The sequence below is a fragment of the Polaribacter haliotis genome (genome assembly GCF_014784055.1).
Taxonomy (GTDB): Bacteria; Bacteroidota; Bacteroidia; order Flavobacteriales; family Flavobacteriaceae; genus Polaribacter; species Polaribacter haliotis.
Map to the genome: position 1 here is coordinate 2904749 of NZ_CP061813.1, position 22998 is coordinate 2927746.

Below are 22998 nucleotides of genomic sequence, written 5' to 3' on the forward strand. Positions count from 1 at the left end.
GGGAAGATTAAGATGGGCTTTTCCATTCTAGCGTTTCCACCAAACGCAATATATCTTCTTTAATATAATCTACAGCAGGTAAAATAGAATCGTAGTTAGGTTTTACATAAAAATACAATGAACCTTTTATAAAGTTATTTGTGCTATCTGTAACATGAAATTGTAATTGAGAAGCGGCGTTTCCAGTAATTTCATACAAGCTACCAAACACTCTTTTTTTAGGGTTTACAAAGTCTTTTGGTATAATTTGTTCCGCTTTTACTGTGTGTTTAAAAACTAGCTTTTCGGCTTCTGTTAATAATTCTTTGATGTTGTTATTTACTGGTCTGTAGGTAATATCTAGAGAAGCTTTTAAACTTGGATATTTAATTGTTAGCCAATTATTAGGCTCGTTAATTACTTCAGTATTATTTAAAATTTCAAAAGTATAAGGTCTTTCAATTGATAATTTTTGATATGTTTTTGTAGGGTAATTTAAACTCAAATACGCTTTTGGTTTTGGTAAAACATCTTCTTTGCAGGAAACAAAAATCAATATTAAAAATAAGAAAAATAGATTACGCATTTCTAGTGGCTTTAACTTGTTTTATGCGTTTTCTGTCTAACGCTTCAATAGTAAACGTATAATTCTTGAATTTTATTTTCTCACCTCTTTTTGGGAATTTTCCAGAAATTTCTAAAATAAAACCAGCCAAGGTTTCACTTTCTCCTTTTTCCTCCTCGAAAATGGCTTCATCTTCGTCATCTAAAACTTTGCAAAAATCTTTAATGGTTGTTTTTCCTTCAAAAATATAATTGTTAGCATCAATTTTAGAGTACGCTAAATCTACATCGTCAAACTCGTCATTAATATCGCCTACAATTTCTTCAATAACATCATCTAAAGTAACCAATCCACTTGTTCCACCATATTCGTCTACTACAATAGCTAAGTGATTTTTTATTGCTCTAAAATCGCCTAATAAATCGTCTAATTTTTTGTTTTCTGGCACAAAAAATGGTTCTCGGAGTAAACCTTGCCATTTAAAAGATTTTTTATATAAATGAGCTAATAAATCTTTGGCATATAAAACTCCAATTATATTATCTATATTTTCGTGATATACTGGATTTCTAGAATATCCGTTTGCAAGAATTTTCTCTAAAACTACCTCATAAGGTTCCTCGTCTGAAAGTGCAAAAATATCGATTCGAGGTTTCATAATTTGTACGGTTTCTGTGTTTCCGAAATTTACGATTCCCTCTAAAATTTTCTGTTCATCTTTTGTAGTTGCTCCTTGGGAAGTAAGTTCTAATGCTTGCGATAAAGTTTCCACAGAAAAGTTGGTTCCTTTGCTTCCTAATTTCTTTTCAATCCATTTTGTTAGGCTGATTAATGGCAACGTAAATGGAGTTAATATGATGTTGATTATATGAATAAATTTAGACATTACTTTCGAAAAAGCAAGTGCATTTCTAGATGCATAAACTTTAGGTAAAACTTCGCCAAATAATAAGATTAAAAAAGTAACTAAAATTATTTCTAATAAAAATCGAACAGGAACTTGAAACAACACTAAATCTAAGGAATAATTAAAATCTCCAAACAATGTTTCCGCCAAAGAAGCAAAAAGCAACACAATTAAAATATTGATAAAATTATTAGTAATTAAAATGGTAGCTAATAGTTTTCTAGGTCTTTCTAATAAAGTAACCACAATATTTTGTTGTTTTCCGTTGTTGGAAAGTTCGTTAATATCAGTTTGAGAAAGTGAGAAAAAAGCAACTTCGGTTCCAGATACTAAAGCAGAACTTAAAAGTAATAAAAGAAGTGCAATTCCATTTAAAGTAGTAATGAAATCTATAGATGCTAATAGGAAATATATTTGTTGGGGATCTGGGTCCAATTTTAATTTTTTTATAAGTTAGAAGGGTAAATCGTCATTTTCTTCAGGAGCAACCGATTTATGTTCTGGCTGTGTAGAAGTAGTGTTTGTTGGTTGTTGAGCTGGATTTACAGGTTGCGAATTAGCAGGATTATCAGCATTTTTCTTAGTAGATAACATTGTCATTTCTAAAACCTGAACTTCGGTAGAATAACGCTTTACACCATCTTGTTCCCACTGTCTGTTTTTTAGCTTTCCTTCCACATAAATTTTATCTCCTTTAGATAAATATTTTTCACAAACTTTCGCCAAACCATTTCTTACCACAATATTATGCCAATCTGTATTTGTTACTTTTTCGCCAGTCTGTTTGCTGGTATAACTTTCGCTAGTTGCAATAGGAAAACGACCTACACAATTTTGATCATCAAAATAATGCATTTTCACGTCATCGCCTAAATTTCCAATCAAGATTACTTTGTTAATTGTACCTGCCATAGCTTTGTTATTTATATATCAAATGTACTAAATAATCATTAATTTTTAGGTTGAAATTCTTCCAAAAAATTGGAAATTAATATAGGAACAGGAAAATCTTGAATGCTTTCCCAAGAAATAGTGGCGTTTTCTAGGGATTTTGTCTCTACAATCCAAAATTGTGTATATAAATGTTGATGAGATAATTTGTGTACAATTTCCTTTTTATTAAACAAAGAAATTGTAGTTTCATTAGGAAATAAATCAGTAAAATATTGGTTTGAAATCAATTCGTTTTTATTGATAATTTGCTCAGTTTCAATCAATGGAAACTCATACAAACCTTGCCAAATTCCTTTTCCTTTTCTCTCAGATAAAATGGTTTTATTATTATTCGTTTTAATCACTAAAAAATTAAAATATCGTTTTCTAATCTTTATTTTCTTCTCTTTTACAGGTAATGCTTTAGTTAATTTTTTTTCGAAAGCGACACAACTATTAGCAAAAGGACATGAATCACACAAAGGATTTTGAGGTTTACAATGTAGTGCTCCAAAATCCATAATTGCTTGGTTGTAAGTTCCAGGTTGTTTTTTGTCTATTAAAGATTGCGCAATGGTTTTAAACTCTTTAATTCCTGCAGTTGAGTTGATTGCTGTAGAAATGCCAAAATAACGAGAAAGTACCCTGTAAACGTTTCCATCTACAACTGCAGTAGGTTCATTAAAACAAATAGACGCAATTGCAGAAGCTGTATAATCTCCAATTCCTTTAAGTTTTATAATTTCTTTATATGTTGATGGAAATTCACCATTTAGTTCATTTGCAATGTGTTTTGCACTATAATGAAGGTTTCTTGCACGCGAATAATAACCCAAACCTTGCCACATTTTTAAAACGGTACTTTCATCTGCTTTTGCAAGGTCGAAAACTGTCGGAAATGTCTCTGTAAATTTTAAATAATATGCCAAACCTTGAGCAACTCTTGTTTGTTGGAGCATAATTTCGCTCAACCAAATAAAATATGGGTTCTTTGTTTCTCGCCAAGGAAGTGTTCTCTTGTTTTGTAAGTACCAGGATATTAGTTTGTTATAAAATTTCATTATAAAAAAATAGAATTGCAATATTACATTTTAAAATTCACATAAATTTAAGTCTTTATCTTTTTGGAATTGATTAATTATCATATATTTGCATCCGCATTTTTGAAAGTAAATTAATAAAAATATAGTAAAAATAGAGACATGACGAAAGCAGATATCGTATCGAAAATTTCAGATAAATCAGGAATCGAAAAAACAGATGTTTTGGCAACTGTAGAAGCATTTATGACTGAAGTTAAAGGTGCATTAGAAAATGGCGACAACGTTTATTTAAGAGGTTTTGGTAGTTTTATTATCAAAACAAGAGCAGAAAAAACTGGTAGAAATATTTCTAAGAATACTACTATTAAGATTCCAGCTCACAATATTCCAGCATTTAAACCAGCAAAAACTTTTACTGAAGGAGTAAAAAGTAAAGTAGCTGTTAAGTAACACAGTATTAATCGAAACTAAGGTTTCTAAAAACAACAAGCATTATGCCAAGTGGTAAAAAAAGAAAGAGAGCAAAAATCTCTACACACAAAAGAAAGAAAAGAGCTAGAGCAAATAGACACAAGAAGAAAAAGTAAGCTAATGCTTACTTTTTCGTTTATTGTTTAGCGAAAAAACAAAAAGTTCATTGACATTTGAAGGTTTAACAACTGCTAACGCAGAAAATCTTCACACGGTATTTAAAAATACCTGACAATATTAATCCATCTGCACAATTATGTGCAGTGTTAAAACCAAATTCAGCATGAAAACAGAATTAATAATTCGTTCAAATTCATCTGATATTGATTTTGCCTTATTAAGAGATGGAAAACTTATTGAATTAAATAATGAAACAACTGGTAACAAGTTTTCTGTTGGCGACATATTTTTAGCCAAAATAGGAAAAGTGTTAACAGGTTTAAATGCATCCTTTGTAAATGTAGGTTATCCAAAAGACGGGTTCTTACATTATCACGATTTAGGCGCGCAAGTAAACTCATTAAACTCGTTCATTAAGAAAGTAAGCACAGGTAAGTATAAAGAATTCACTTTAAAGAACTTCCGATTTGAGGAAGACATTAACAAAGACGGTAGTATTAACAAAGTATTAAAAACAGGACAAAACCTGTTGGTACAAATTGTAAAAGAACCAATTTCTACAAAAGGCCCAAGATTAAGTTCCGAACTTTCTATAGCTGGTAGATTTTTAGTTTTAGTTCCTTTTTCTAACAGAGTTTCTGTTTCTCAAAAAATTGAAGATCCAAAAGAAAAAGAACGCTTAAAAAGATTAGCAAAGAGCATAAGACCAAAAGGTTTTGGCGTTATTCTAAGAACTGTAGCCGAAGGCAAAAAAGTAGCAGAATTAGATAAAGATTTGCAAAACTCATTAGAGCGTTGGAAAACAATGTGTAAGCGAATTGCAAACACAAACACACCAACCAAAATATTGAGTGAATTAAACAGAGCATCTTCTATTTTAAGAGATGTTATGAATGATTCTTTTACAAACATTGTAACAAATGATGAAACACTGAAAGTAGAAATAAAAGAGTATTTACAGGAAATTTATCCTGAAAAGGAGAGTATTGTAAAACTACACAGGTCTGAAACTCCAATTTTCGAAAAATACGGAATAGAAAGACAAATTAAAACATCGTTTGGAAAAACTGTTTCCATGAGCAAAGGTGCCTATTTAGTTATAGAACACACAGAGGCTTTACATGTTATTGATGTAAATAGTGGAAATCGTTCGAATAAAGCAGGTTCTCAAGAAGATACTGCATTAGAAGTAAATCTAATTTCAGCTACAGAAATAGCACGTCAATTACAATTGCGTGATATGGGAGGAATTATAGTTGTAGATTTTATTGATATGCACAAAGCTGAAAACAGAAATAAACTGTACCAGCACTTGAAAGAGCAAATGGCTTTTGACAGAACAAAACACAAAATATTACCTCCAAGTAAATTTGGATTGGTACAAATTACAAGACAAAGGGTAAGACCAGAGTTAAGTATAAAAACTACCGAAACCAACCCAAACAATAATGGAGAAGTAGAAGCGCCAATTGTCTTGTTAGACAAGATTGAAGCAGATTTAGAAAAATTTATTTCTAATCCAAAGAATAAAAAGATCCAATTACATTTACATCCTTTTATTGCTGCTTATTTATTAAAAGGCGTTAATTCTATTCGTTTTAAATGGTATTTAAAACACAAAAAGTGGATTACAATTATACCTAGAGATGCTTACACTTACTTACATTATCAATTTAAATCTGTAAAAGATTAATCGATAATAAGGCAATAATTTTTTATCAAAAAAACCCAAAACTTTTTAAGTTTTGGGTTTTTTCATTTTATAAAAGTTTAAGAAAATATTTTTCAAATTTTAATTGTATAGATTCTTGTCTATTTTTCTAAAAACTATTGTTTCTCTTTAATCAAATACATATACACAGGGTAATGGTCTGAATAACCACCTGTATAACCTCCGTTAGAAAAACTTCTAAAAGGATATCCCTTATATTGCCCTCTTCTACTTGTTAGAAAACGCTTATTAAAAATCATTGCTTTATACATCTTATAAGTAGAAAAATCTTTTTCACCTTTATCTAACAATGGTGAAGAAATTAAAACCATATCAAATAAGTTAATATTATCTCTATATCCTAAAGTATTAAAACCTCTTCTATGTAAATCTTCATAAGGGTTGTAAATATCGTCTTCTTGTACTTCTTTCTTTTTACCCTTCGTTTTTAAAACTTCTTTAAAACTAGAATTAATTGGGTCGTCGTTAAAATCGCCCATAATTAAAATTTTCGCATTTGGTTCTTTGTCTCTAATTTGAGCTATTATTTTAGTGTTTTGGAAAGCTGCTTTTTCTCTTAACGGTCTGCTTTTTGCTTCTCCACCACTTCTAGAAGGCCAGTGATTTACAATTAAATGAATTAACTCGTCATCTAAATAACCAGAAACTAATAACTGGTCTCTAGTATAAACTTTCCTATTTTCTCTATAAATATTAGGATTAAAAGCTTGATGAAAAACCGGTTTAAAATATCTTTTTTGATATAATAAAGCAACATCAATACCTCTTTTGTCTGGAGAATCGTAATGGATAATCCCATAATGTTTCTTCGCTAAATGTTTCGATTTTACCAAATCTTCTAAAACACTTAAATTTTCTACTTCAGAAACTCCAATTATTGCAGGACTTGTATTTGCTTTATCTGCACCAATTTGGGCGATTACATCTCCTAATTTATCAATCTTATCCCAATAAACTTTAGAACGGTTTGCTTTTAACTCCATCATTGGACTAGCTTCATCATTAATAGAAGTGTCGTTTATAGTATCAAAAAGATTTTCTAAATTATAAAAAGCAATGGTTCTAATATTGTATTTTTTGCCTTTCTTCTGAGAGAAAGTGGCAGAAATTGTAAATAGAAGAATTAAGAATGTGATTATTTTTTTATTCATTATATAATAATTTATGTTTACAAACATATAAAACAAAATTTAGGCCAAAAATATATATTGTTAATTTAACATTAGTATTTGTTAAAAAACGTTAATTTTGCATACATTTTAATGTAAAAATAATATAAAAATTCAAACAAACTTTTATGAGAAAAATTTTTCTATCAATGTTTTTGCTTTTATGCTGTTCAGCATATATAAACGCACAAAATGTTGTAAAGGGAATCGTTGTAGATGGCGATTCTGAAAATGCTCTGCAAAGTGTCTTAGTAAGTGTAAAAAATACTACCACAAGTAAAGCTACAGATGTAGATGGTGTATTTAATATTACTGGTATTATTAATGGCAATTATATTGTAGAGATTAAATTAGCAGGTTACGAAACACAAAACTTTCCTGTAGAACTTTCTGGTAATGTAGTAGATTTAGGCACAATTTTACTTTTTAAAGACATTACAGAAGACCAAGATTTAAGTTTAATTACTATTACAGACGACGAGTTAAACGACGATGCTAGTGCAGCAGATAATATTTCTGGTTTGCTACAAGCAACAAAAGATGTTTTTTTAAGATCTGCAGCTTTCGAATTCAGTTCTTCTTTTTTTAGAATTAAAGGTTTAGATTCTGGAAATGGAAAAGTGCTTATCAATGGAATAGAAATGAACAAAATCTATGATGGTAGAGCGCAATGGAGTAACTGGGGTGGTTTAAACGATGTTTTAAGAAATCAAGAATTTAGTAATGGATTATCTCCATCGAACTTTACTTTTGGAGGCGTTTTAGGTTCTACAAACATGAATACTAGAGCTTCTCAACAAAGACCAGGAGTTAGAATTTCTTATTCTTCTTCTAATAGAAGTTACCAACATAGAGCTATGGCTACTTATTCTACAGGAATGTTAGAAGATGGTTGGGCAATGACTTTTTCTGGTAGTAGAAGAGCAGGAATAGAGGGTTTTAACGATGGTACAACTTACAATGCTTATTCTCTTTTTGCATCTATAGAAAAGAAAATTAACGACAACCATAGTCTTAGTTTTACATCTATTTTTACGCCAAATAGAAGAGGTAAATCTTCTCCTAACACACAAGAAGTTTTCGATTTAAAAGGAATCGAGTATAACGAATATTGGGGGAATTTAAATGGTAGAAAAGTAAACTCTAGAATTAAGGAAGTAGAAGAACCAATTTTAATGTTAAATCATTTTTGGGACATATCTGAAGGAACTTCACTTCAAACAAACGTAGCATATCAATTTGGTAAAATAGGAAATAGTCGTTTAGATTTTAACGGAGGTGCAAATCCAAGCCCTACATATTACCAATATTTACCAAGTTTTTTTGTTAGGAACGACGATTTAGCTGGAGCATATACAGCTAGAGAAAACTTTGAAAATGATGGACAAATAGATTGGAACAGAATTTTCGATGCTAATATTACAAACGCTACAGCAGGCACAAACAATGCTTATGTTTTGTATGAAGATAGAAATGATGATAAGCAATTTACCGTTAATACAATTTTAAATACAGACATTTCTAACAACATTACTTTAAATGGAAAGTTAGAATACAAACGTTTACGTTCTAATAACTTTGCAGAAGTTGTGGATTTGTTAGGTGGAAATGGATATTTAGATATTAATAATTTTGCAGATACAGAAGCTCAAAAGCAAAACGATTTGCAAAATCCAAACAGAGTAGTTTCTGAAGGAGATACGTTTAGATATAATTATAATTTAAATTCAGATTTGGTAAGTGTCTTTGCACAAGCACAATTTAAATACAATAAAGTAGATTTTTATACTGCTGCAAATGTTTCTAGAATTACACATCAAAGAGAAGGTTTATATCAAAATGGACGTTTTCAAAATAACTCTTTAGGTGAATCTGAGAAATTAGATTTTACAAACTATGGAGTAAAAGCTGGAGCAACTTATAAAGTTACTGGACGTCATTTATTAGACGCAAATGTTGCTTATTTAACCCAAGCACCAACGATTAGAAATTCTTTTTCTAACTCTAGAGAAAATAATAACATTGTAGAAAATTTACAAAGCGAAAAAGTATTTTCTGCAGATGCAAGTTATATTGTAAGAAGCCCAATTATTACTTCTAGATTAACAGGTTATTATACATCTATAAAAGATGCAACAGAAATTTCTTTCTATTTTGCTGATGGTGTTGGAGGAGATAATACTGCTTTCGTGCAAGAAATTTTATCTGGAATAGAAAAGAAACATGTTGGTTTAGAATTGGGTATAGAAGCACAAGTTACACCAACAATTAAATTAAAAGGGGCAGCTTCTATTGGACAATTTACTTATGATAATAATCCTGATTTATATCTTACTTCAGATGTTATTAATGAGGGTGTTTTCGATGCAAATGGACGTTCTAAAAATTACACATCTAATTTAAAGAATTACAAGATTGCTGCAGGGCCACATAAAGCATATTCTGTAGGTTTTGAGTACAGGGACCCAGATTATTGGTGGGTTGGAGCAACAACTAACTTTTTTAGTAATACATATGTAGATGTAGCTCCATTAACAAGATCTAGTAATTTTTATGAAGATTCAGATGGTTTAGCATTTCCAGATTACGATTTAGAAGTTGCTAAAGAACTATTACAACAAGAAAGATTCGACGATTATATGGTTGTAAATCTTATTGGAGGAAAATCTTGGAAAATCGACGATAAATATATTAGTGTATTTGCAACAGTAAATAACTTGTTGGGTACAGAATATAAATCTGGAGGTTTTGAGCAAGGTAGAAATGCAAATTATAGACAATTAAGAGAAGATAAATCTTTAGATACACCAGTTTTTGGAAACAAATATTGGTATGGAAGAGGTGCTACTTATTTTCTTAACGTAAACATATCATTCTAAAAAAAAACAAATTAAAATGAAAACAAATAAAATAATAATCTTAGTACTAGCATTAATTACTAGTATATCTTTTACCTCTTGTGTAGAAGATGGAGACTTTACTGTACCACAAAATTTAGGAGCAGAAGAAAATGCAGCAGTAGAAGCAATTAAAGCAGCAGTAACTGCAGGAACTTTACAAGAAATTTCAATATCTAATTTAAAAGGTTTATTTGTTAGTGGTCAAGCAACAGAAATCACTTCAGATTTGGTAGTAAAAGGATTCGTAACATCTTCGGATATTTCTGGAAACTTCTACAAAGAACTTTTTATCCAAGATACACCAAGTAGCCCAACTGCAGCAATTAAAATTGCGATTGAGTTAACAGACTCTTACAATAAATATAATTTAGGAAGAGAAGTTTACGTAAACCTAAAAGGTTTATTTATTGGAGAAACAAGATCTGGAGATGGAGTTATAGCAATTGGTGGTTCTAAAAATGAAGATGATGAAATAGAAAACTTATCATTAAACCAAGTAGAAACTTTAACTTTAAGAGCAGGAAATACAGAAGAATTAGTAGGTTTAGAAATTAAATTATCTGAATTAAACGACAGTCATGTTGGTCTTTTTGTAAAAATTAGCGATGCTCAATTTCCTACGAGTTTAGCAGGAAAAACATATGTAGATGCTAATGATGCGTTCGATACACAAAGAATGTTAGAAGCTTGTGACGGTTTTGGATATTCGAACTTTATCTTAGAAACAAGTGCTTTTGCAAGTTTTAAATTTTCAGTTTTACCTTCTGGAGGTGGAAGTATATCTGCAGTAGTTTCTAAGACTTTTAATGGTAGCGACTTAGTATTGGCTTTAAACGATGTTAAAGATGTAGACATGGAAGGTGCAAGATGTGCTCCATTAAACATTGCAGATTTTACTGTATTAGAAGAATTAGATTTCGATGCAGGTACAGATAACACAAATTTAGATTTTCCAAATTGGACAAACGTGGCAACAGAAGGAAACGAACTTTGGACAGAGCAAATTTTTAGTGGAAATGGATATGCAGAGTTTAGTGGATTTAGATCTGGAGATGCAGTAAATGTTGGTTGGTTAATTTCTCCTGCAATAGATATGAGTGCAAGTAGCAATGTATTTTTAAGCTTTAAATCTGCACAACACCATTTAGATTCAGATGCAAATACATTAGAGGTTTTTGTTTCAACAGATTTCGATGGAACAGATGTAGCTGGAGCAACTTGGCAACCAATAAGTGCTAATTTAGCAAACAGAAGCGATTCTTGGTATGCATTTAAAGATGCTGGTTTAACCGATTTATCTTCTTATACAGGAACTTTATATGTAGGTTATAAATACACTGGTTCTGGAACAGATACAGAATTAGATGGAGCTTATATGATAGACGATTTTAAAATTTTAGGAAAGTAATTTCTTAGAAATTTAACGCATAAAAAAACCAGTAAAGAAGAACTTCTTTACTGGTTTTTTCATTTTGAGAATATACAATTATGGTGTATAAATTTTATGTTTTATTGCATACATAACCATACCAACCCTATTTTTTACATTCAATTTTGTAAATAAAACATCTCTATAACCATCTATTGTTTTTGGGCTTAAACACATTTTATCTGCAATTTCTTTGTAAGTTAATTCAGAACAAGAATGCTTCATAAAAGCAATTTCTCTATCTTTAAAAGTAATGTTGTTTGTTTCGTTTCCAGAAATAGATTGCATTAATAAATTAGTTACATTTTTTGTATGAAAAAAACCATTTTCTACTATTTCTAACAATGCATTTTCTAAAACAGTTTTCTCAGTATCTTTTAAAAGATAACCAACTGCACCTGCTTTTAGCATTTTTAAAACTGTAGTATCTGCATCTTCCACAGACAATGCCATTACATTTACATAACTATGGTTTTCCGAAATCCAAGCTGTGGTTTCAATTCCATTCATAATTGGCATATTAATGTCCATTAAAACAACGTCTGGAATATTTTGCGGAGAAGCATTAAATTTATCAATTAATTCTTGTCCGTTTTTGCAAGTATACAATACTTTAAACTTGTCAAAAGAATTAACCATGCCTGCAATTGCTTGAGACAATAATGTGTGGTCATCAACAATTACTACCGAATTTTTTATCATAATTTGTAATGTATTAAAAGTGTTGTTCCCTTATTTTTTTCTGATGTAAAAACAGCTTCTGCTCCAATTAACTTTGCTCTATTAGAAATATTATCAAGTCCAATTCCTTTGCCTTTTTCTTCGGAAGCTAAAAAACCAATTCCATTATCTTGGGCAGAGACAATCATTTCCTTTTCTGTGTATTTTAAAACTACATCCAATTTAGAAGCCTTAGAATGTTTAATTGTGTTCGAAAAGAATTCTTGTAAAATTCTAAATATAACAATACTTACTTTTTTATCAATTTGTTGTTCTTTTCCTTTGATAGTTAAACTAGAATCAATGAAATTAAGGCGATTAAAACGATCTATTTCCAATTGAATTGCTTCTTCTAATTCAATATTTTTAATCGCTTCTGGATTAATTAATTTTGATAAAGCTCGCACTTCATTTAAACCTTTAGAAATAGTTTGGGAAACGTCTTTTATATTTTCTGGTGTTGCATTTTGTAGCTGTATTTTTGCTAATGTTAAAAGCTGACCAATATTATCATGCAGTTCCCAACTAATATTTCGCAATGTTTCTTCTCGAATTTCTATTTGTGTTTCTATAATTTCACGTTCGAAACGTTTTTTTGTTGCTTTTTGCTTTAATAATAATTTATTCTTACGTTTTTGAAAAACTGCAAATAACAGTATAATAGAAATAATAATAAAAACAATAATAATTGTAGATATGTATAAAATTATTTGACTTTCTTCTGACTCCATAAGATTCCAAATATAAAACAAGAATGCATTAAAATTGCTAAAACTCTTTGAACATTAAAAATAAAATCTAAAGTATTTTCCGATAATCCATCCATTTTAGGAAATATTGATACAAAAGGAATTGATGCCAAATAATAAAGAAGTAAACCAAAAGTAATCCAAAAAGAAAGTGTTTTTTTATAATCTAAAATTTTATCAGAATTTAAAACTTCTTTTAAATATAATATTAAAACTATACTAATTAAAATTGAGCCGATAATGTCCGAAATACTATTGTAAGGTGTTAAAAATAAACCTTGTGTTATTTGATATAAAGATGTTATTAAAAAGTTAAATTAAAAATATAAAAAGAAAAAGTTAAAAATTTTTTAGTATTTTTTTCTTGTATTATTCCCCTATAAAATAGAAACAATAAATTATATTGTAATACAATTAATAAGTTATAGAAAATAATATTGGTGACTATAACTTTAAGGTAAGCTAAGATATAACCTACAAAATCAAGCGTAAACATACAAAATAAAAATCCTATAAAATAGTTGATATTTATATCTTTAATCTTACTTCTATATATAAGAAATAAGATTAAAGATATAAATGAAAAAAAATAGATTAGATTATTCATTACCTGAATTATGGTAAGGAGGATATACATTACTTCTATTTGCACTAGAGCTTTCCAAGTCTTGTGGAGGGCTTAATCTTGCAAAAATATTTGGTAAAATACTTGCTCTACTTACCTTTCTCGTATTTTCGTTTGTAAACTTGTTTAAAAACTCTTGCATAGCAACTGGGTTTCCATTATCTGAATATAAAGGCTCGTAAGCAACATTTTTCTTCCCTTTAATAGTTGTTGTAGGTGAAAGAATTAAGGTTTGCTTTTTTTGTAGTTTTTCATCTTTATAATTTGCTGGATAAGCAGCAGAAAAAATTCGTATTCCTTCTAAGGGAATATCTTTTTCTTTAGACAATCTCTCAATATAAGCAATGTATTGTTTAAGTTGTTCTATTGTATAATGCATAGAAATAGTTTCCACACCACCAGCATTCTCATCTAAAACTTTCTTTTGATTGTTATCATATTCCTCGAACATCGATGCCATTTCTTGGTAAGTTAAAGCAGTAGATGGCCTTTCGTTATTATTGTAACAAGAATTACAATCTTTTGGTTTTACTGGATCACACGAAAAAAGTACACTTATACAAAGTGCAAAAACAAAATAATTTAATTTCATAATTGGTTAATTTTAAATTTCATACAAAATACATATTTATGTTTATTATCGGCTAAAATATTTCATTCAAAATATTAAGTACCTGTTAAATAGTAGAGTAAGTTTTTTTTAATATATTTTTTAGGGTGTTTTTCCTGTAGAATTTATAATGTAATGCCTGATAGATTTATGAAACAATAATTTCAATTTTGTAGCAGAAAAAGAAGTTTTATTACTTAGGGAAGATTGCGAAAAAAAACACCTCATTTTATTTGAGGTGTTTTTTCTATTTTTACAATATGAAAAAAATAGAACATATTGGAATCGCAGTTAAAGATTTAGAAACTTCGAATACGTTATTTGCATCACTTTTTGGAAAACCACATTATAAAGTGGAAGAAGTAGCTTCTGAAGGTGTAAAAACAGCGTTTTTTAAATCTGGACCTAATAAAATTGAGTTATTACAAGCTACAAATCCAGAAAGTGCGATTGCAAAGTTTATTGATAAAAAGGGAGAAGGAATTCATCATATTGCATTTGCAGTTTCTAACATAAAAGCAGAAATAAAAAGACTTACAAAAGAAGGTTTTGTAGTTTTAAATAAAGAACCTAAAATAGGAGCAGACAACAAGTTAGTAGCTTTTTTGCATCCAAAATCTACTAATGGTGTTTTAATAGAACTATGTCAAGAAAGAGATTAGTTAAAATACTGCTAACGAACACTGTCAAATGCTCACGAATTATTATCTTGCACCGTTAAAAAAATAGTACGAATGGCTTCAAAATTTGAATCTTATCAAAAAAGACGTTTAGCATCTTCTTACATTTCTGTTGTAATAAGTATTGCTTTGGTACTTTTTATGGTAGGTGTTTTAGGTTTTGTACTTTTAAAATCTACCTTGGTTGCCAATCGTGTAAAGGAAAAAGTGGCTGTTACCTTGTTCTTAAAAGATAATGTAAGTAGAAAACAAATAGATGGTTTTAAGGAATCTCTACAAAAAGAAGAATTCACAAAAAGAATTATTTATACTTCTAAACAGCAAGCTGCAAAAAATTACAGCAAAGAAATTGGCGAAGATTTTATGAAGTTTGTTGGAGAAAATCCATTAAAAAACGGAATAGATATTTATTTAAAAGCGGCATTTGTAACACCAGAAAAAATGCAAGAACTAGAAACACGTTTTCTTAAAAATGCATTTGTTGCAGAAGTTACTTACGATAAATTGCTTATAAATTTAATTACAAAAAACATTAAAAGAATTAGCTTTTGGTTGTTAGTTTTAAGTGGTTTCTTTGGTTTGGTAGCAATTATTTTAATTAATAGTTCTATTCGACTTTCAATTTACTCTAAAAGATTTAATATAAAAACCATGCAAATGGTTGGTGCAACAAAAAGTTTTATTAGAAAACCTTTTATTTGGCGAAGTATAAGATTAGGTTTTATTGGTGCGTTTTTAGCATTAATTGGCCTGGCTGTTGTTATTTATTATGCAGATAAATTTGCACCAAGCTTAGGTTTGTTAAAGGATTATGTTTCTTTATCTTACTTAACTGGTGGTGTTTTAATAGTAGCATTTTTAATTACTTGGTTAAGCACTTTTTTTGCCACACAACGTTTCTTAAATTTACGAACAGACGAACTTTATTATTAATTACATGGAAAACGAAAACATTCAAAAACCAGAATTTTTATTCGGAAAAAAGAACTACATTATTATGGTAGTTGGTCTTATCTTTATCTCTTTAGGCTTTATTTTTATGGCTGGTGGAGGAAGTGATAACCCTGAAGTTTTTAACGAAGAAATTTACAATTGGCAACGAATTCGTTTGGCGCCAACTTTGGTAATTATTGGTTTGGGAATTGAAATTTATGCAATTTTAGCAAATCCTAATAAATAAAGAATGGATATTTTAGAAGCAATAATTCTTGGAATTATACAAGGATTAACAGAGTTTTTACCAGTTTCTTCAAGTGGACATTTAGAGTTGGCAAAAGCCATTTTAGGAGACACTTCTGTGCCAGAAGAAAGCTTAACATTTACAGTAGTTTTACATTTTGCAACAGCATTAAGTACCATTGTTATTTTTAGAAAAGAAATTTTAGAAATTTTTAAAGGTTTGTTTCAGTTTAAATGGAATGAAGAGTTTCAGTTTTCATTAAAAATTATTATTTCTATGATTCCTGCTGTAGTTGTAGGTTTACTTTTCGAAGAGGAATTAGAATCTTTTTTCGGAGGAAAAATATTATTAGTGGGTTGCATGTTACTTTTAACAGCTTTGTTATTATTGTTGGCAGATAAAGCAAAACAAACAAATAAAAAAGTTTCTTTTTCGAACTCCGTAATTATTGGAATATCGCAAGCAATTGCAATGTTGCCAGGAATTTCTAGATCTGGAGCAACTATTTCTACATCCGTTTTATTAGGAATAGACAGAACAAGAGCTGCACGTTTTTCTTTTTTAATGGTAGTTCCCTTAATTTTTGGTAAAATTGGAAAAGATGTTCTAAGTGGAGATTTAAATTTTGAATCTTCGCAAATGATTCCTATTTCTGCTGGTTTTATTGCTGCTTTTTTAGCAGGTTTATTGGCTTGTAAATGGATGATTTCTTTAGTTAAGAAAAGTAAACTTTCTTACTTTTCGATTTACTGTGCAATTGTGGGAAGTATAGCTATTGGTTACGCTTTATTAAATTAATAAAACTTTAAATTTCAGCAAATAAATGACTGAAGAAGATTACAAAAACGGACAAGTTTTATTAATTGATAAACCACTTACTTGGACTTCTTTTCAAGTAGTTAACAAATTAAGGTGGGAAATTAAACAGCGCTTTAAAATTAAAAAAATTAAAGTTGGTCATGCAGGAACTTTAGATCCTTTAGCGACAGGTTTGTTAATTATTTGTACAGGAAAACAAACCAAAAAAATAGATACCTATCAAGGTCAAATAAAAGAATATACTGGAACTTTTACAGTTGGAGCAACCACACCAAGTTACGATTTAGAAACAGAAATAAACGAAACATATCCAACAGAACATATTTCTAAAGAATTATTAGAAGAAACTACCAAACAGTTTATAGGCGATATTCAACAAAAACCTCCGATTTTTTCAGCGATTAAAAAAGAAGGAAAACGTTTATATGAATTGGCTAGAAAAGGGGAAACTACAGAAATTAAAGCAAGAACTGTAACTGTTTCGGAATTTGAAATTACCAATATTAACTTACCAAAAGTAGATTTTAGAATCGTTTGTAGCAAAGGAACTTACATTCGTTCCATCGCTTTCGATTATGGAAAAGCACTAAACTCAGGTGCTCATTTATCAGCACTAAGAAGAACAAAAATTGGAAATTTTTCAGTGGATAAAGCTTTATCTGTAGAAGAATTTATTCAGAATTTGAAAGAGAATTAGTTTTTTATATTCTATTTTTTAAAACCTTAAAGAGTCCATATTAAATTTATTTGCGTCAAGCTTAGGCTTGTTATTCATGTAATTTTGTATCATAATTATTAATTAAAATGATAAAGATTATGAAAATGAATTCAATTAAATTATTTGCGACAGCATTAACAGTTTCTAGTTTTATGTTTGTTTCTTGTGATGATGGTAGTAAAAAAGCGTCTGATATAAAAGAAGATATTTCTGAAAAAATAGAAACTACCATAGATAATATGGAGAAAGAAGGAGAAGAGGTAATGGAAGAGGTGAAAACACGTACTTATAAGATGAAAGATGGTACTTCTATCGCTTACGATATAGATTCTAAAGGTATTGTTGGTTTTGATGATTGGAACGATTATACTATCGTAAATTACGAATTGGCAGATATGAGAAAGTCTAAAAATTTTACAATTGCAGAACGTATTAATAACATGAACTACAGAATAGCTAATTTAGGAAACACAATTCCTGCTTGGTTAAAGACAGAAGAAGTTATGGAAGATGTTGCAGATGTTCAGAAAGAATATAAAGAATTAATAGACGATAAAGACGCTTCTGAAGAAGAAATGAAAGAAAATTTAGAAGAAGTTTCAGAAAAATTCGACGATTTAAAAGAAGAGCTGGATGAGACTGTAAAAGAATATACGAAAATTCATAAAGAAGCAATCGAAGAATTTAACGAAGAAATTAAAAAAGGAAAAATAAATGCTGCTATTGAAGAGTATAATGAAGAAATAAAAAAGTTAGATAAAATGATTGAAAAAAAATAAATTTTCGCTCATTATAAATTATATTTAAATAAAAAAAGGCAGATTTAATTCTGCCTTTTTTTATGCTTAAAATTCTTACTAACGAGAACTCTAAAGAGTTAACCTTAGTTTTATTTGAGATAATAATATTCTAGTTGCTTAGGTAATTTTGTTGGAGATTATAAAATCAAAAAATATTTTATTATGAAAACAATTAAAAAAATAACAGCAGTTTTAGCTTTGTTAGCAGTTTTATTTACATCTTGTAGCGATACAAAAAAAACAAATGAAGCATTTAAAACTGTAAAAATTGAATTAGCAGATGGTAACACAGTTAATTATAAACTAGGTACAACTGGAACTTTGTCTTTTGACGATTGGAAAGGTTATAATACTATAAATTCGGAACTTTACGAAATTGAGAGAATGGATTTAGTAGCAACCACAGCAAAAATTGAAGAAATGCAAGCATCTATTGCTAATTTGGGAAATACGATTCCTGCTTGGTTAAGAACAGAAGAGGTTTTAGAAGATATAGACGATGTTCAAGAAGAATATCAAAAACTTTTAAAAGAGAAAAACGAACCAGTTAAAAACGTAAAACAAAACTTAGAGGAATTAATAGAAAAGTTTGATGATTTACGTGAAGAATTAAATGAAACGATAGATAAATATAAGAAATAGTTGTTAGTTAGTGTAATAGGTAAAAAAGGATAGATTCTAAATCTATCCTTTTTTTTATAAATAAAGAGCAAAAAAAAACCACTCTAAAAAGAGTGGTTTTTAAATATTTTAAACAGCTAAAAATTACTTAGCATCTTGCTCTAACAAATCAAAAAACTGATTTAATTTAGGCATAATTATAATTTTAGTTCTTCTGTTTTTCGCCTTGTTTTCAGCAGAATTGTTTTCAACCAAAGGTACATATTGGCTTCTACCAGCAGCAATTAAACGAGCAGGTTTAACCCCAAACTTGTATTGTAAAATACGTGTAATAGAAGTTGCTCTTAAAGCAGATAAATCCCAGTTGTCTTGTATTAAATCTCTCTTAATTGGAGTCGAATCTGTATGACCTTCAATCATAACTTCCATTTGAGGTTGATCTTTAATTACTTTTGCTATTTTTTCTAAAACAGTGTAAGCATTGTCTGTTACATTATAGCTTCCGCTTTTAAACAATAATTTGTCTGAGATAGAAATAAAAACAACAGTTTTTTCTACATTTACTTCGATATCTTTATCTTGTATACCATCTGTTAAGTTTCTAGTTAAATGATATTTAATAGCCAAGTTAATAGAATCTTTCTGAGTCATTGCTTTTCTAACTCCATTAATATATTTGTCTTTCTCACTTAATTGAGAAATAACAGTTTTAATATTATCAGAAGAAGATTGTGTTAAAACAGTTAAATTTTCAACTTGTTTTAGAGCAGATTTCTTATCCTCTTTTAAGTATTTTACTTGTTCTTGAAGAGAGAACATTTTCGCGTCTTCTTTTTCTTTTTCAATTAAACACTTTTGCAAATTAGTTTTTACAGTAAGTAATTCTTGTTCTGTACTTATTTTTTCTGCTTGCAATGCTGCGAATTCTTTCTTAGATACACATGAACTAATTAAAATTCCGGATAATATTAGTAATGATATTTTCTTCATTATTTTTAAAATTAATGATTTATTATTCCTACAAATTTAACAAAATCAATGAACAAAAAGAGGTAATATCAATATTTTATGAAAAAATTATATATTATTTTTACAACTTAGATTTAATAATTATGAAAACATATAAAATCTCACTATTCTTATTGGTATTTATATCTTTATTTTCATGTGAAAAAGAGATTGAAAATGCAGATTTTACATTAAAAGGATTTGTGTTTGGTACAACGTATAAAATTACATACTTAGATGCGCCTAAAAATTATCAAAAATCGATAGATAGTTTATTTCGTTTGGTAAATAAATCGGTTTCTACTTATATACCAACATCCGATATTTCTAAAATAAATAAAGGAGAAACAACTGTTATTGTAGATAAATATTTTAAAGAAATTTTTAAAAAATCGAAAAGAATTTACAAAGAAACAGATGGTTATTTCGATCCAACTGTGGGTAATTTAGTAAATGCTTGGGGTTTTGGTCCTAAAAAACAAAAAAACGATCTAACCAAAGAAGATATCGAAAAACAAATGCACTTAGTTGGTTTATATAAAGTAGATATTTTAAACAATAAAATTGTAAAACAAAATCCTGCAATTTATTTAGATTTTAATTCTATTGGTAAAGGATTTGGAATCGATGTAATAGCTCGTTTTTTGGATAGCAAAAAGATCTCTAGTTACTTAGTTGAAATTGGAGGAGAAATTCGTTCAAAAGGTACTAAAAAGAAAAACAAACCTTGGGTTATTAAATTAGTAGACCCAATAAAAACCAATTCTAATACTGGTTACAAAGTGTTAAATTTATCTAATAAATCTATGGCAACTTCTGGGAATTATAGAAAATTTAGAGTTGCAGACAATGGAAAAAAATATGTACATACCATTAACCCTAAAACTGGCTATGCTTTAGAAAGTAACTTATTAAGTGCATCTGTAATTGCAAGCTTAGATTGTGCAGATGTAGATGGGTATGCAACTGCTTTTATGGCTATGGGACTTGAAAAAACGAAAGAATTTATTAAAAATAATCCATCTATAGAGGTGATTCTTATTTACTTAAATAAAGATGGAAATTTAGAAGAGTTTACAAATTATACCTACAAGTAGGTATTTTATTTGCCGATTTAAATACTATTTTTGCTATATTGCATTACTTACAAAAAGAGAAATTTAAAATACCATGAAAAAAATACTAATAGCGTTTTGTTGCGTTATGACATTTTCAATGTCATATTCTCAGTCTAATTTAGATATTGCAAACGTTTATATTAAAAGAGCAAATTCGGTTATAGAAGAAAGTATAGATTATAAAGAAGCTTTGGCTCTTTTTGAAAAAGCAATGAAATATATGGACACCATAACTTCGCCAGATATTGCAAGTTTAGGTTCTAGAATTTATTTTGAATTAGAAGACTATAGAGAAGCACAAAAATATTCTAAACAATTTTTTCTTATTTCTAAAAATAAGAGATCTGAGTCATACATACAACAGTTAGACCTATTTGTAACTATTAACGAAGAATTAGAGCTTCAAATTGCAGAAGAAAATAGGATTGCAGAAGAAAAATTACAAAGACAGAAAGAATTACAAAGAATAGATTCTTTAAAAACAGTTTGGAAAACTACTTCTGCTAAACTTGCTATAAAAGTCGACAGTATATATAGTTTTAATAAAAATAATTACGCACTTTACACTAAAGATAATAAGTTTGGTATAATAAACGATGTTGGAAATATTGTTGTTGAAGCCTCAGAATTTCTATATGGAGTTAATTTTGAAGGTTATATTGTTCTTCAAAACAAAAAAGAAGACCCAAATAAAATTTACTATTTTAATACCTTTAAGGGTACTGGAAATATGTTACCATCGCCATCTGATTTTAATTCTATTTCTACACATTTTGGAAAAGTAATGCTACCAAGATCTAATGGTAGATTGGTTACTTATCCAAACAATTCTTACCAACCAATGGTTTATGATTTAAATGTGAACAAATTTGTAAAGGTTTCGAACCAAGAAGATTTATTTAAGACCTTAAAAAAAGGTGATATTATACGTAAATATAATAAAGAAGGAGAAATTAAATTAGATAAGGATTGGTATATTTTTGGTGGTCATTTAGGTGGAGGAGTGCATCCATTGTATGTAGAAAATGACTATAATATAAATGGATATTTATTTTCAGTAGATGGTTCTGTAACATCTGCAAACTCTCAATATAAATATTTAGGTGCTTTTTACAATAGTAAATTAGAAGCTATAAATGGAAGTACAAGAGTTTGGTTAAACCAAAATGGAACTAAAGTAGCAGCTCTTAAAGACGCAACAGCTAATTACGAAGGTAATTCTAAAGTAGTAAAATTAGAAGACGGAGCTTATCAAATTTTTAAGGACGGAAAAATTGTAAAGGGAACAGAATCTTTGGAAAAGATGGTAGATTATTTAAGGAAATTTAATTAACTATTTAAAGCATACAGGAAGAATTTCATTCTTCATTAAACAAAATCGTTCTAGTTTTTCTGGAGCGATTTTTTTTGTATAATCTACTTCGTTTACAGTAAAACCTATAGAACGTAGTTTGTTAAAATAATCTCGACCATAAATTCTTACATGATCATATTGTCCAAAAATTTCCGCACGTTTTTTTCGATTTGTAATAGAATCGTCTTCGAAAGTTTTTTCTCTAGACAAATCTTGCGGAATTTGAAAAATACCAAATCCACCAGGTTTTAAAACTCTATATAATTCTTGCATTGCTTTGGTGTCATCTTGGATGTGTTCCAATACATGGTTACAAAAAACAACATCAAATTTGTTGTCTTTAAAAGGTAAATCGCAAATATCTGCTTTAACGTCTGCGATTGGCGATTCTAAGTCCGAAGTTGTATAGTCTAAGTTTTTTTGCTTCCTAAAAAGATCTAAAAAACACTGTTCAGGAGCAATGTGTAATACTTTTAACTTTTTTGTAGAAGTAAAAAAAACAGTTTCATCTTTTAAGAAAAGCCACATTAACCTGTGTCTTTCTAAGGATAATGTAGAAGGAGATAAAGCATTTTCTCTTTGTTTTCCATATCCATAAGGTAAAAACTTTTTAAAGCTTCTCCCATCTATTGGATCTGTAAATTTATTACCTTTTAAATACCAAGCAATAACTGGTCGCACCAAATAGCTGGCCTTTATTAGTAAAGGTCTTGGAATGGTGTTTAAGATGGATTTAAAGATATACACG

23 protein-coding genes are annotated in these 22998 nt (G+C 29.0%); 13 read left to right on the forward strand and 10 right to left on the reverse strand.

Annotated elements, in window-relative coordinates:
- Positions 1-7 precede the first annotated feature (7 nt).
- The 4 genes from gldD to mutY are packed head-to-tail and all read right to left on the reverse strand — an operon-like array spanning position 8 to position 3445.
- Positions 8-565 (reverse strand): gliding motility lipoprotein GldD, encoded by a 558-nt coding sequence (gldD, locus tag H9I45_RS12460; RefSeq protein WP_088353783.1) that lies wholly within the window; start codon positions 563-565, stop codon positions 8-10.
- Positions 558-1886, reverse strand: a complete 1329-nt coding sequence (locus H9I45_RS12465; RefSeq protein WP_176397549.1) for a gliding motility-associated protein GldE — start codon at positions 1884-1886, stop codon at positions 558-560. Before H9I45_RS12465 ends, gldD begins: the two co-directional genes overlap by 8 nt.
- 18 nt (positions 1887-1904) lie before the next feature.
- Complete coding sequence (locus H9I45_RS12470) at positions 1905-2363, reverse strand: single-stranded DNA-binding protein (RefSeq protein ID WP_176397550.1); 459 nt, start codon at positions 2361-2363, stop codon at positions 1905-1907.
- A gap of 38 nt (positions 2364-2401) precedes the next feature.
- Entirely contained in the window at positions 2402-3445 is a 1044-nt protein-coding gene (gene mutY, locus H9I45_RS12475; RefSeq protein ID WP_088353784.1) for an A/G-specific adenine glycosylase, read from the reverse strand.
- Between the two features lie 141 nt (positions 3446-3586).
- Between mutY and H9I45_RS12480 the strand changes: the two genes are divergently transcribed.
- Positions 3587-3877: an HU family DNA-binding protein gene (locus H9I45_RS12480; RefSeq protein WP_088353785.1), complete on the forward strand. Its 291-nt coding sequence runs from the start codon at positions 3587-3589 to the stop codon at positions 3875-3877.
- Between the two features lie 304 nt (positions 3878-4181).
- The gene (locus H9I45_RS12485; protein WP_088353786.1) at positions 4182-5711 is read left to right on the forward strand and encodes an Rne/Rng family ribonuclease; all 1530 of its coding nucleotides are present in this window, start codon (positions 4182-4184) and stop codon (positions 5709-5711) included.
- A gap of 134 nt (positions 5712-5845) precedes the next feature.
- Here the strand turns inward: H9I45_RS12485 and H9I45_RS12490 are convergent, their stop codons facing one another.
- Positions 5846-6901 (reverse strand): endonuclease/exonuclease/phosphatase family protein, encoded by a 1056-nt coding sequence (locus H9I45_RS12490; protein WP_088353787.1) that lies wholly within the window; start codon positions 6899-6901, stop codon positions 5846-5848.
- 146 nt (positions 6902-7047) lie between these two features.
- Here H9I45_RS12490 and H9I45_RS12495 point away from each other — a divergent pair, with 146 nt between their 5' ends.
- Together H9I45_RS12495 and H9I45_RS12500 are read left to right on the forward strand one after the other, a co-directional pair.
- Positions 7048-9798 carry a carboxypeptidase-like regulatory domain-containing protein gene (locus tag H9I45_RS12495; protein WP_088353788.1) on the forward strand — a complete coding sequence of 917 codons (2751 nt, stop codon included), beginning with the start codon at positions 7048-7050 and terminating at the stop codon, positions 9796-9798.
- A 16-nt stretch (positions 9799-9814) separates the two neighbouring features.
- The gene (locus H9I45_RS12500; RefSeq protein ID WP_088353789.1) at positions 9815-11227 is read left to right on the forward strand and encodes a DUF5689 domain-containing protein; all 1413 of its coding nucleotides are present in this window, start codon (positions 9815-9817) and stop codon (positions 11225-11227) included.
- 78 nt (positions 11228-11305) lie between these two features.
- Here H9I45_RS12500 and H9I45_RS12505 read toward each other — a convergent pair whose 3' ends face one another.
- From H9I45_RS12505 to H9I45_RS12515, 3 genes are all read right to left on the reverse strand, one after another.
- Positions 11306-11950, reverse strand: coding sequence for a response regulator transcription factor (locus tag H9I45_RS12505; RefSeq protein ID WP_088353790.1), 645 nt, complete (start codon positions 11948-11950; stop codon positions 11306-11308).
- Complete coding sequence (locus H9I45_RS12510) at positions 11947-12699, reverse strand: sensor histidine kinase (RefSeq protein WP_088353791.1); 753 nt, start codon at positions 12697-12699, stop codon at positions 11947-11949. Before H9I45_RS12510 ends, H9I45_RS12505 begins: the two co-directional genes overlap by 4 nt.
- A 617-nt stretch (positions 12700-13316) precedes the next feature.
- Positions 13317-13934, reverse strand: coding sequence for a hypothetical protein (locus H9I45_RS12515; RefSeq protein ID WP_088353793.1), 618 nt, complete (start codon positions 13932-13934; stop codon positions 13317-13319).
- A 278-nt stretch (positions 13935-14212) separates the two neighbouring features.
- On the opposite strand from H9I45_RS12515, the gene mce reads away from it, so the two are divergent.
- The 7 genes from mce (at position 14213) to H9I45_RS12550 (ending at position 18791) form a co-directional block, all read left to right on the forward strand.
- Positions 14213-14614: a methylmalonyl-CoA epimerase gene (mce, locus tag H9I45_RS12520; RefSeq protein ID WP_088353794.1), complete on the forward strand. Its 402-nt coding sequence runs from the start codon at positions 14213-14215 to the stop codon at positions 14612-14614.
- Positions 14615-14686: 72 nt separating this feature from the next.
- The gene (locus tag H9I45_RS12525) at positions 14687-15565 is read left to right on the forward strand and encodes a cell division protein FtsX (RefSeq protein WP_088353795.1); all 879 of its coding nucleotides are present in this window, start codon (positions 14687-14689) and stop codon (positions 15563-15565) included.
- Positions 15566-15569: 4 nt separating this feature from the next.
- On the forward strand, positions 15570-15812 hold the full coding sequence (locus H9I45_RS12530; RefSeq protein WP_088353796.1) for a DUF3098 domain-containing protein: 243 nt from the start codon (positions 15570-15572) through the stop codon (positions 15810-15812).
- A gap of 3 nt (positions 15813-15815) precedes the next feature.
- A complete protein-coding gene (locus H9I45_RS12535; RefSeq protein ID WP_088353797.1) occupies positions 15816-16610 on the forward strand; it encodes an undecaprenyl-diphosphate phosphatase in 795 nt (264 codons plus the stop codon).
- 25 nt (positions 16611-16635) lie between these two features.
- Positions 16636-17328, forward strand: a complete 693-nt coding sequence (gene truB, locus H9I45_RS12540) for a tRNA pseudouridine(55) synthase TruB (protein WP_088353798.1) — start codon at positions 16636-16638, stop codon at positions 17326-17328.
- A 125-nt stretch (positions 17329-17453) separates the two neighbouring features.
- Complete coding sequence (locus H9I45_RS12545; protein ID WP_140422750.1) at positions 17454-18128, forward strand: hypothetical protein; 675 nt, start codon at positions 17454-17456, stop codon at positions 18126-18128.
- A 183-nt stretch (positions 18129-18311) separates the two neighbouring features.
- Positions 18312-18791 carry a hypothetical protein gene (locus tag H9I45_RS12550; protein ID WP_088353800.1) on the forward strand — a complete coding sequence of 160 codons (480 nt, stop codon included), beginning with the start codon at positions 18312-18314 and terminating at the stop codon, positions 18789-18791.
- A gap of 123 nt (positions 18792-18914) precedes the next feature.
- Here the strand turns inward: H9I45_RS12550 and H9I45_RS12555 are convergent, their stop codons facing one another.
- Positions 18915-19760 carry an OmpA/MotB family protein gene (locus tag H9I45_RS12555; RefSeq protein WP_088353801.1) on the reverse strand — a complete coding sequence of 282 codons (846 nt, stop codon included), beginning with the start codon at positions 19758-19760 and terminating at the stop codon, positions 18915-18917.
- 122 nt (positions 19761-19882) lie between these two features.
- On the opposite strand from H9I45_RS12555, the gene H9I45_RS12560 reads away from it, so the two are divergent.
- Positions 19883-20875: an FAD:protein FMN transferase gene (locus H9I45_RS12560; RefSeq protein WP_088354040.1), complete on the forward strand. Its 993-nt coding sequence runs from the start codon at positions 19883-19885 to the stop codon at positions 20873-20875.
- A gap of 73 nt (positions 20876-20948) precedes the next feature.
- On the forward strand, positions 20949-22229 hold the full coding sequence (locus H9I45_RS12565) for a tetratricopeptide repeat protein (protein WP_140422751.1): 1281 nt from the start codon (positions 20949-20951) through the stop codon (positions 22227-22229).
- Here the strand turns inward: H9I45_RS12565 and H9I45_RS12570 are convergent, their stop codons facing one another.
- On the reverse strand, positions 22230-22997 hold the full coding sequence (locus H9I45_RS12570) for a class I SAM-dependent methyltransferase (protein WP_088353803.1): 768 nt from the start codon (positions 22995-22997) through the stop codon (positions 22230-22232).
- Position 22998 lies beyond the last annotated feature (1 nt).

What these genes read in the sequence shown, in the direction of transcription:
- gldD (WP_088353783.1), bottom strand. Translation starts at nt 565, where the DNA reads ATGCGTAATCTATTTTTCTTATTTTTAATATTGATTTTTGTTTCCTGC.
- H9I45_RS12470 (WP_176397550.1), bottom strand. Translation starts at nt 2,363, where the DNA reads ATGGCAGGTACAATTAACAAAGTAATCTTGATTGGAAATTTAGGCGAT.
- mutY (WP_088353784.1), bottom strand. Translation starts at nt 3,445, where the DNA reads ATGAAATTTTATAACAAACTAATATCCTGGTACTTACAAAACAAGAGA.
- H9I45_RS12480 (WP_088353785.1), top strand. Translation starts at nt 3,587, where the DNA reads ATGACGAAAGCAGATATCGTATCGAAAATTTCAGATAAATCAGGAATC.
- H9I45_RS12485 (WP_088353786.1), top strand. Translation starts at nt 4,182, where the DNA reads ATGAAAACAGAATTAATAATTCGTTCAAATTCATCTGATATTGATTTT.
- H9I45_RS12490 (WP_088353787.1), bottom strand. Translation starts at nt 6,901, where the DNA reads ATGAATAAAAAAATAATCACATTCTTAATTCTTCTATTTACAATTTCT.
- H9I45_RS12495 (WP_088353788.1), top strand. Translation starts at nt 7,048, where the DNA reads ATGAGAAAAATTTTTCTATCAATGTTTTTGCTTTTATGCTGTTCAGCA.
- H9I45_RS12500 (WP_088353789.1), top strand. Translation starts at nt 9,815, where the DNA reads ATGAAAACAAATAAAATAATAATCTTAGTACTAGCATTAATTACTAGT.
- H9I45_RS12505 (WP_088353790.1), bottom strand. Translation starts at nt 11,950, where the DNA reads ATGATAAAAAATTCGGTAGTAATTGTTGATGACCACACATTATTGTCT.
- H9I45_RS12510 (WP_088353791.1), bottom strand. Translation starts at nt 12,699, where the DNA reads ATGGAGTCAGAAGAAAGTCAAATAATTTTATACATATCTACAATTATT.
- H9I45_RS12515 (WP_088353793.1), bottom strand. Translation starts at nt 13,934, where the DNA reads ATGAAATTAAATTATTTTGTTTTTGCACTTTGTATAAGTGTACTTTTT.
- mce (WP_088353794.1), top strand. Translation starts at nt 14,213, where the DNA reads ATGAAAAAAATAGAACATATTGGAATCGCAGTTAAAGATTTAGAAACT.
- H9I45_RS12525 (WP_088353795.1), top strand. Translation starts at nt 14,687, where the DNA reads ATGGCTTCAAAATTTGAATCTTATCAAAAAAGACGTTTAGCATCTTCT.
- H9I45_RS12530 (WP_088353796.1), top strand. Translation starts at nt 15,570, where the DNA reads ATGGAAAACGAAAACATTCAAAAACCAGAATTTTTATTCGGAAAAAAG.
- H9I45_RS12535 (WP_088353797.1), top strand. Translation starts at nt 15,816, where the DNA reads ATGGATATTTTAGAAGCAATAATTCTTGGAATTATACAAGGATTAACA.
- truB (WP_088353798.1), top strand. Translation starts at nt 16,636, where the DNA reads ATGACTGAAGAAGATTACAAAAACGGACAAGTTTTATTAATTGATAAA.
- H9I45_RS12545 (WP_140422750.1), top strand. Translation starts at nt 17,454, where the DNA reads ATGAATTCAATTAAATTATTTGCGACAGCATTAACAGTTTCTAGTTTT.
- H9I45_RS12550 (WP_088353800.1), top strand. Translation starts at nt 18,312, where the DNA reads ATGAAAACAATTAAAAAAATAACAGCAGTTTTAGCTTTGTTAGCAGTT.
- H9I45_RS12555 (WP_088353801.1), bottom strand. Translation starts at nt 19,760, where the DNA reads ATGAAGAAAATATCATTACTAATATTATCCGGAATTTTAATTAGTTCA.
- H9I45_RS12560 (WP_088354040.1), top strand. Translation starts at nt 19,883, where the DNA reads ATGAAAACATATAAAATCTCACTATTCTTATTGGTATTTATATCTTTA.
- H9I45_RS12565 (WP_140422751.1), top strand. Translation starts at nt 20,949, where the DNA reads ATGAAAAAAATACTAATAGCGTTTTGTTGCGTTATGACATTTTCAATG.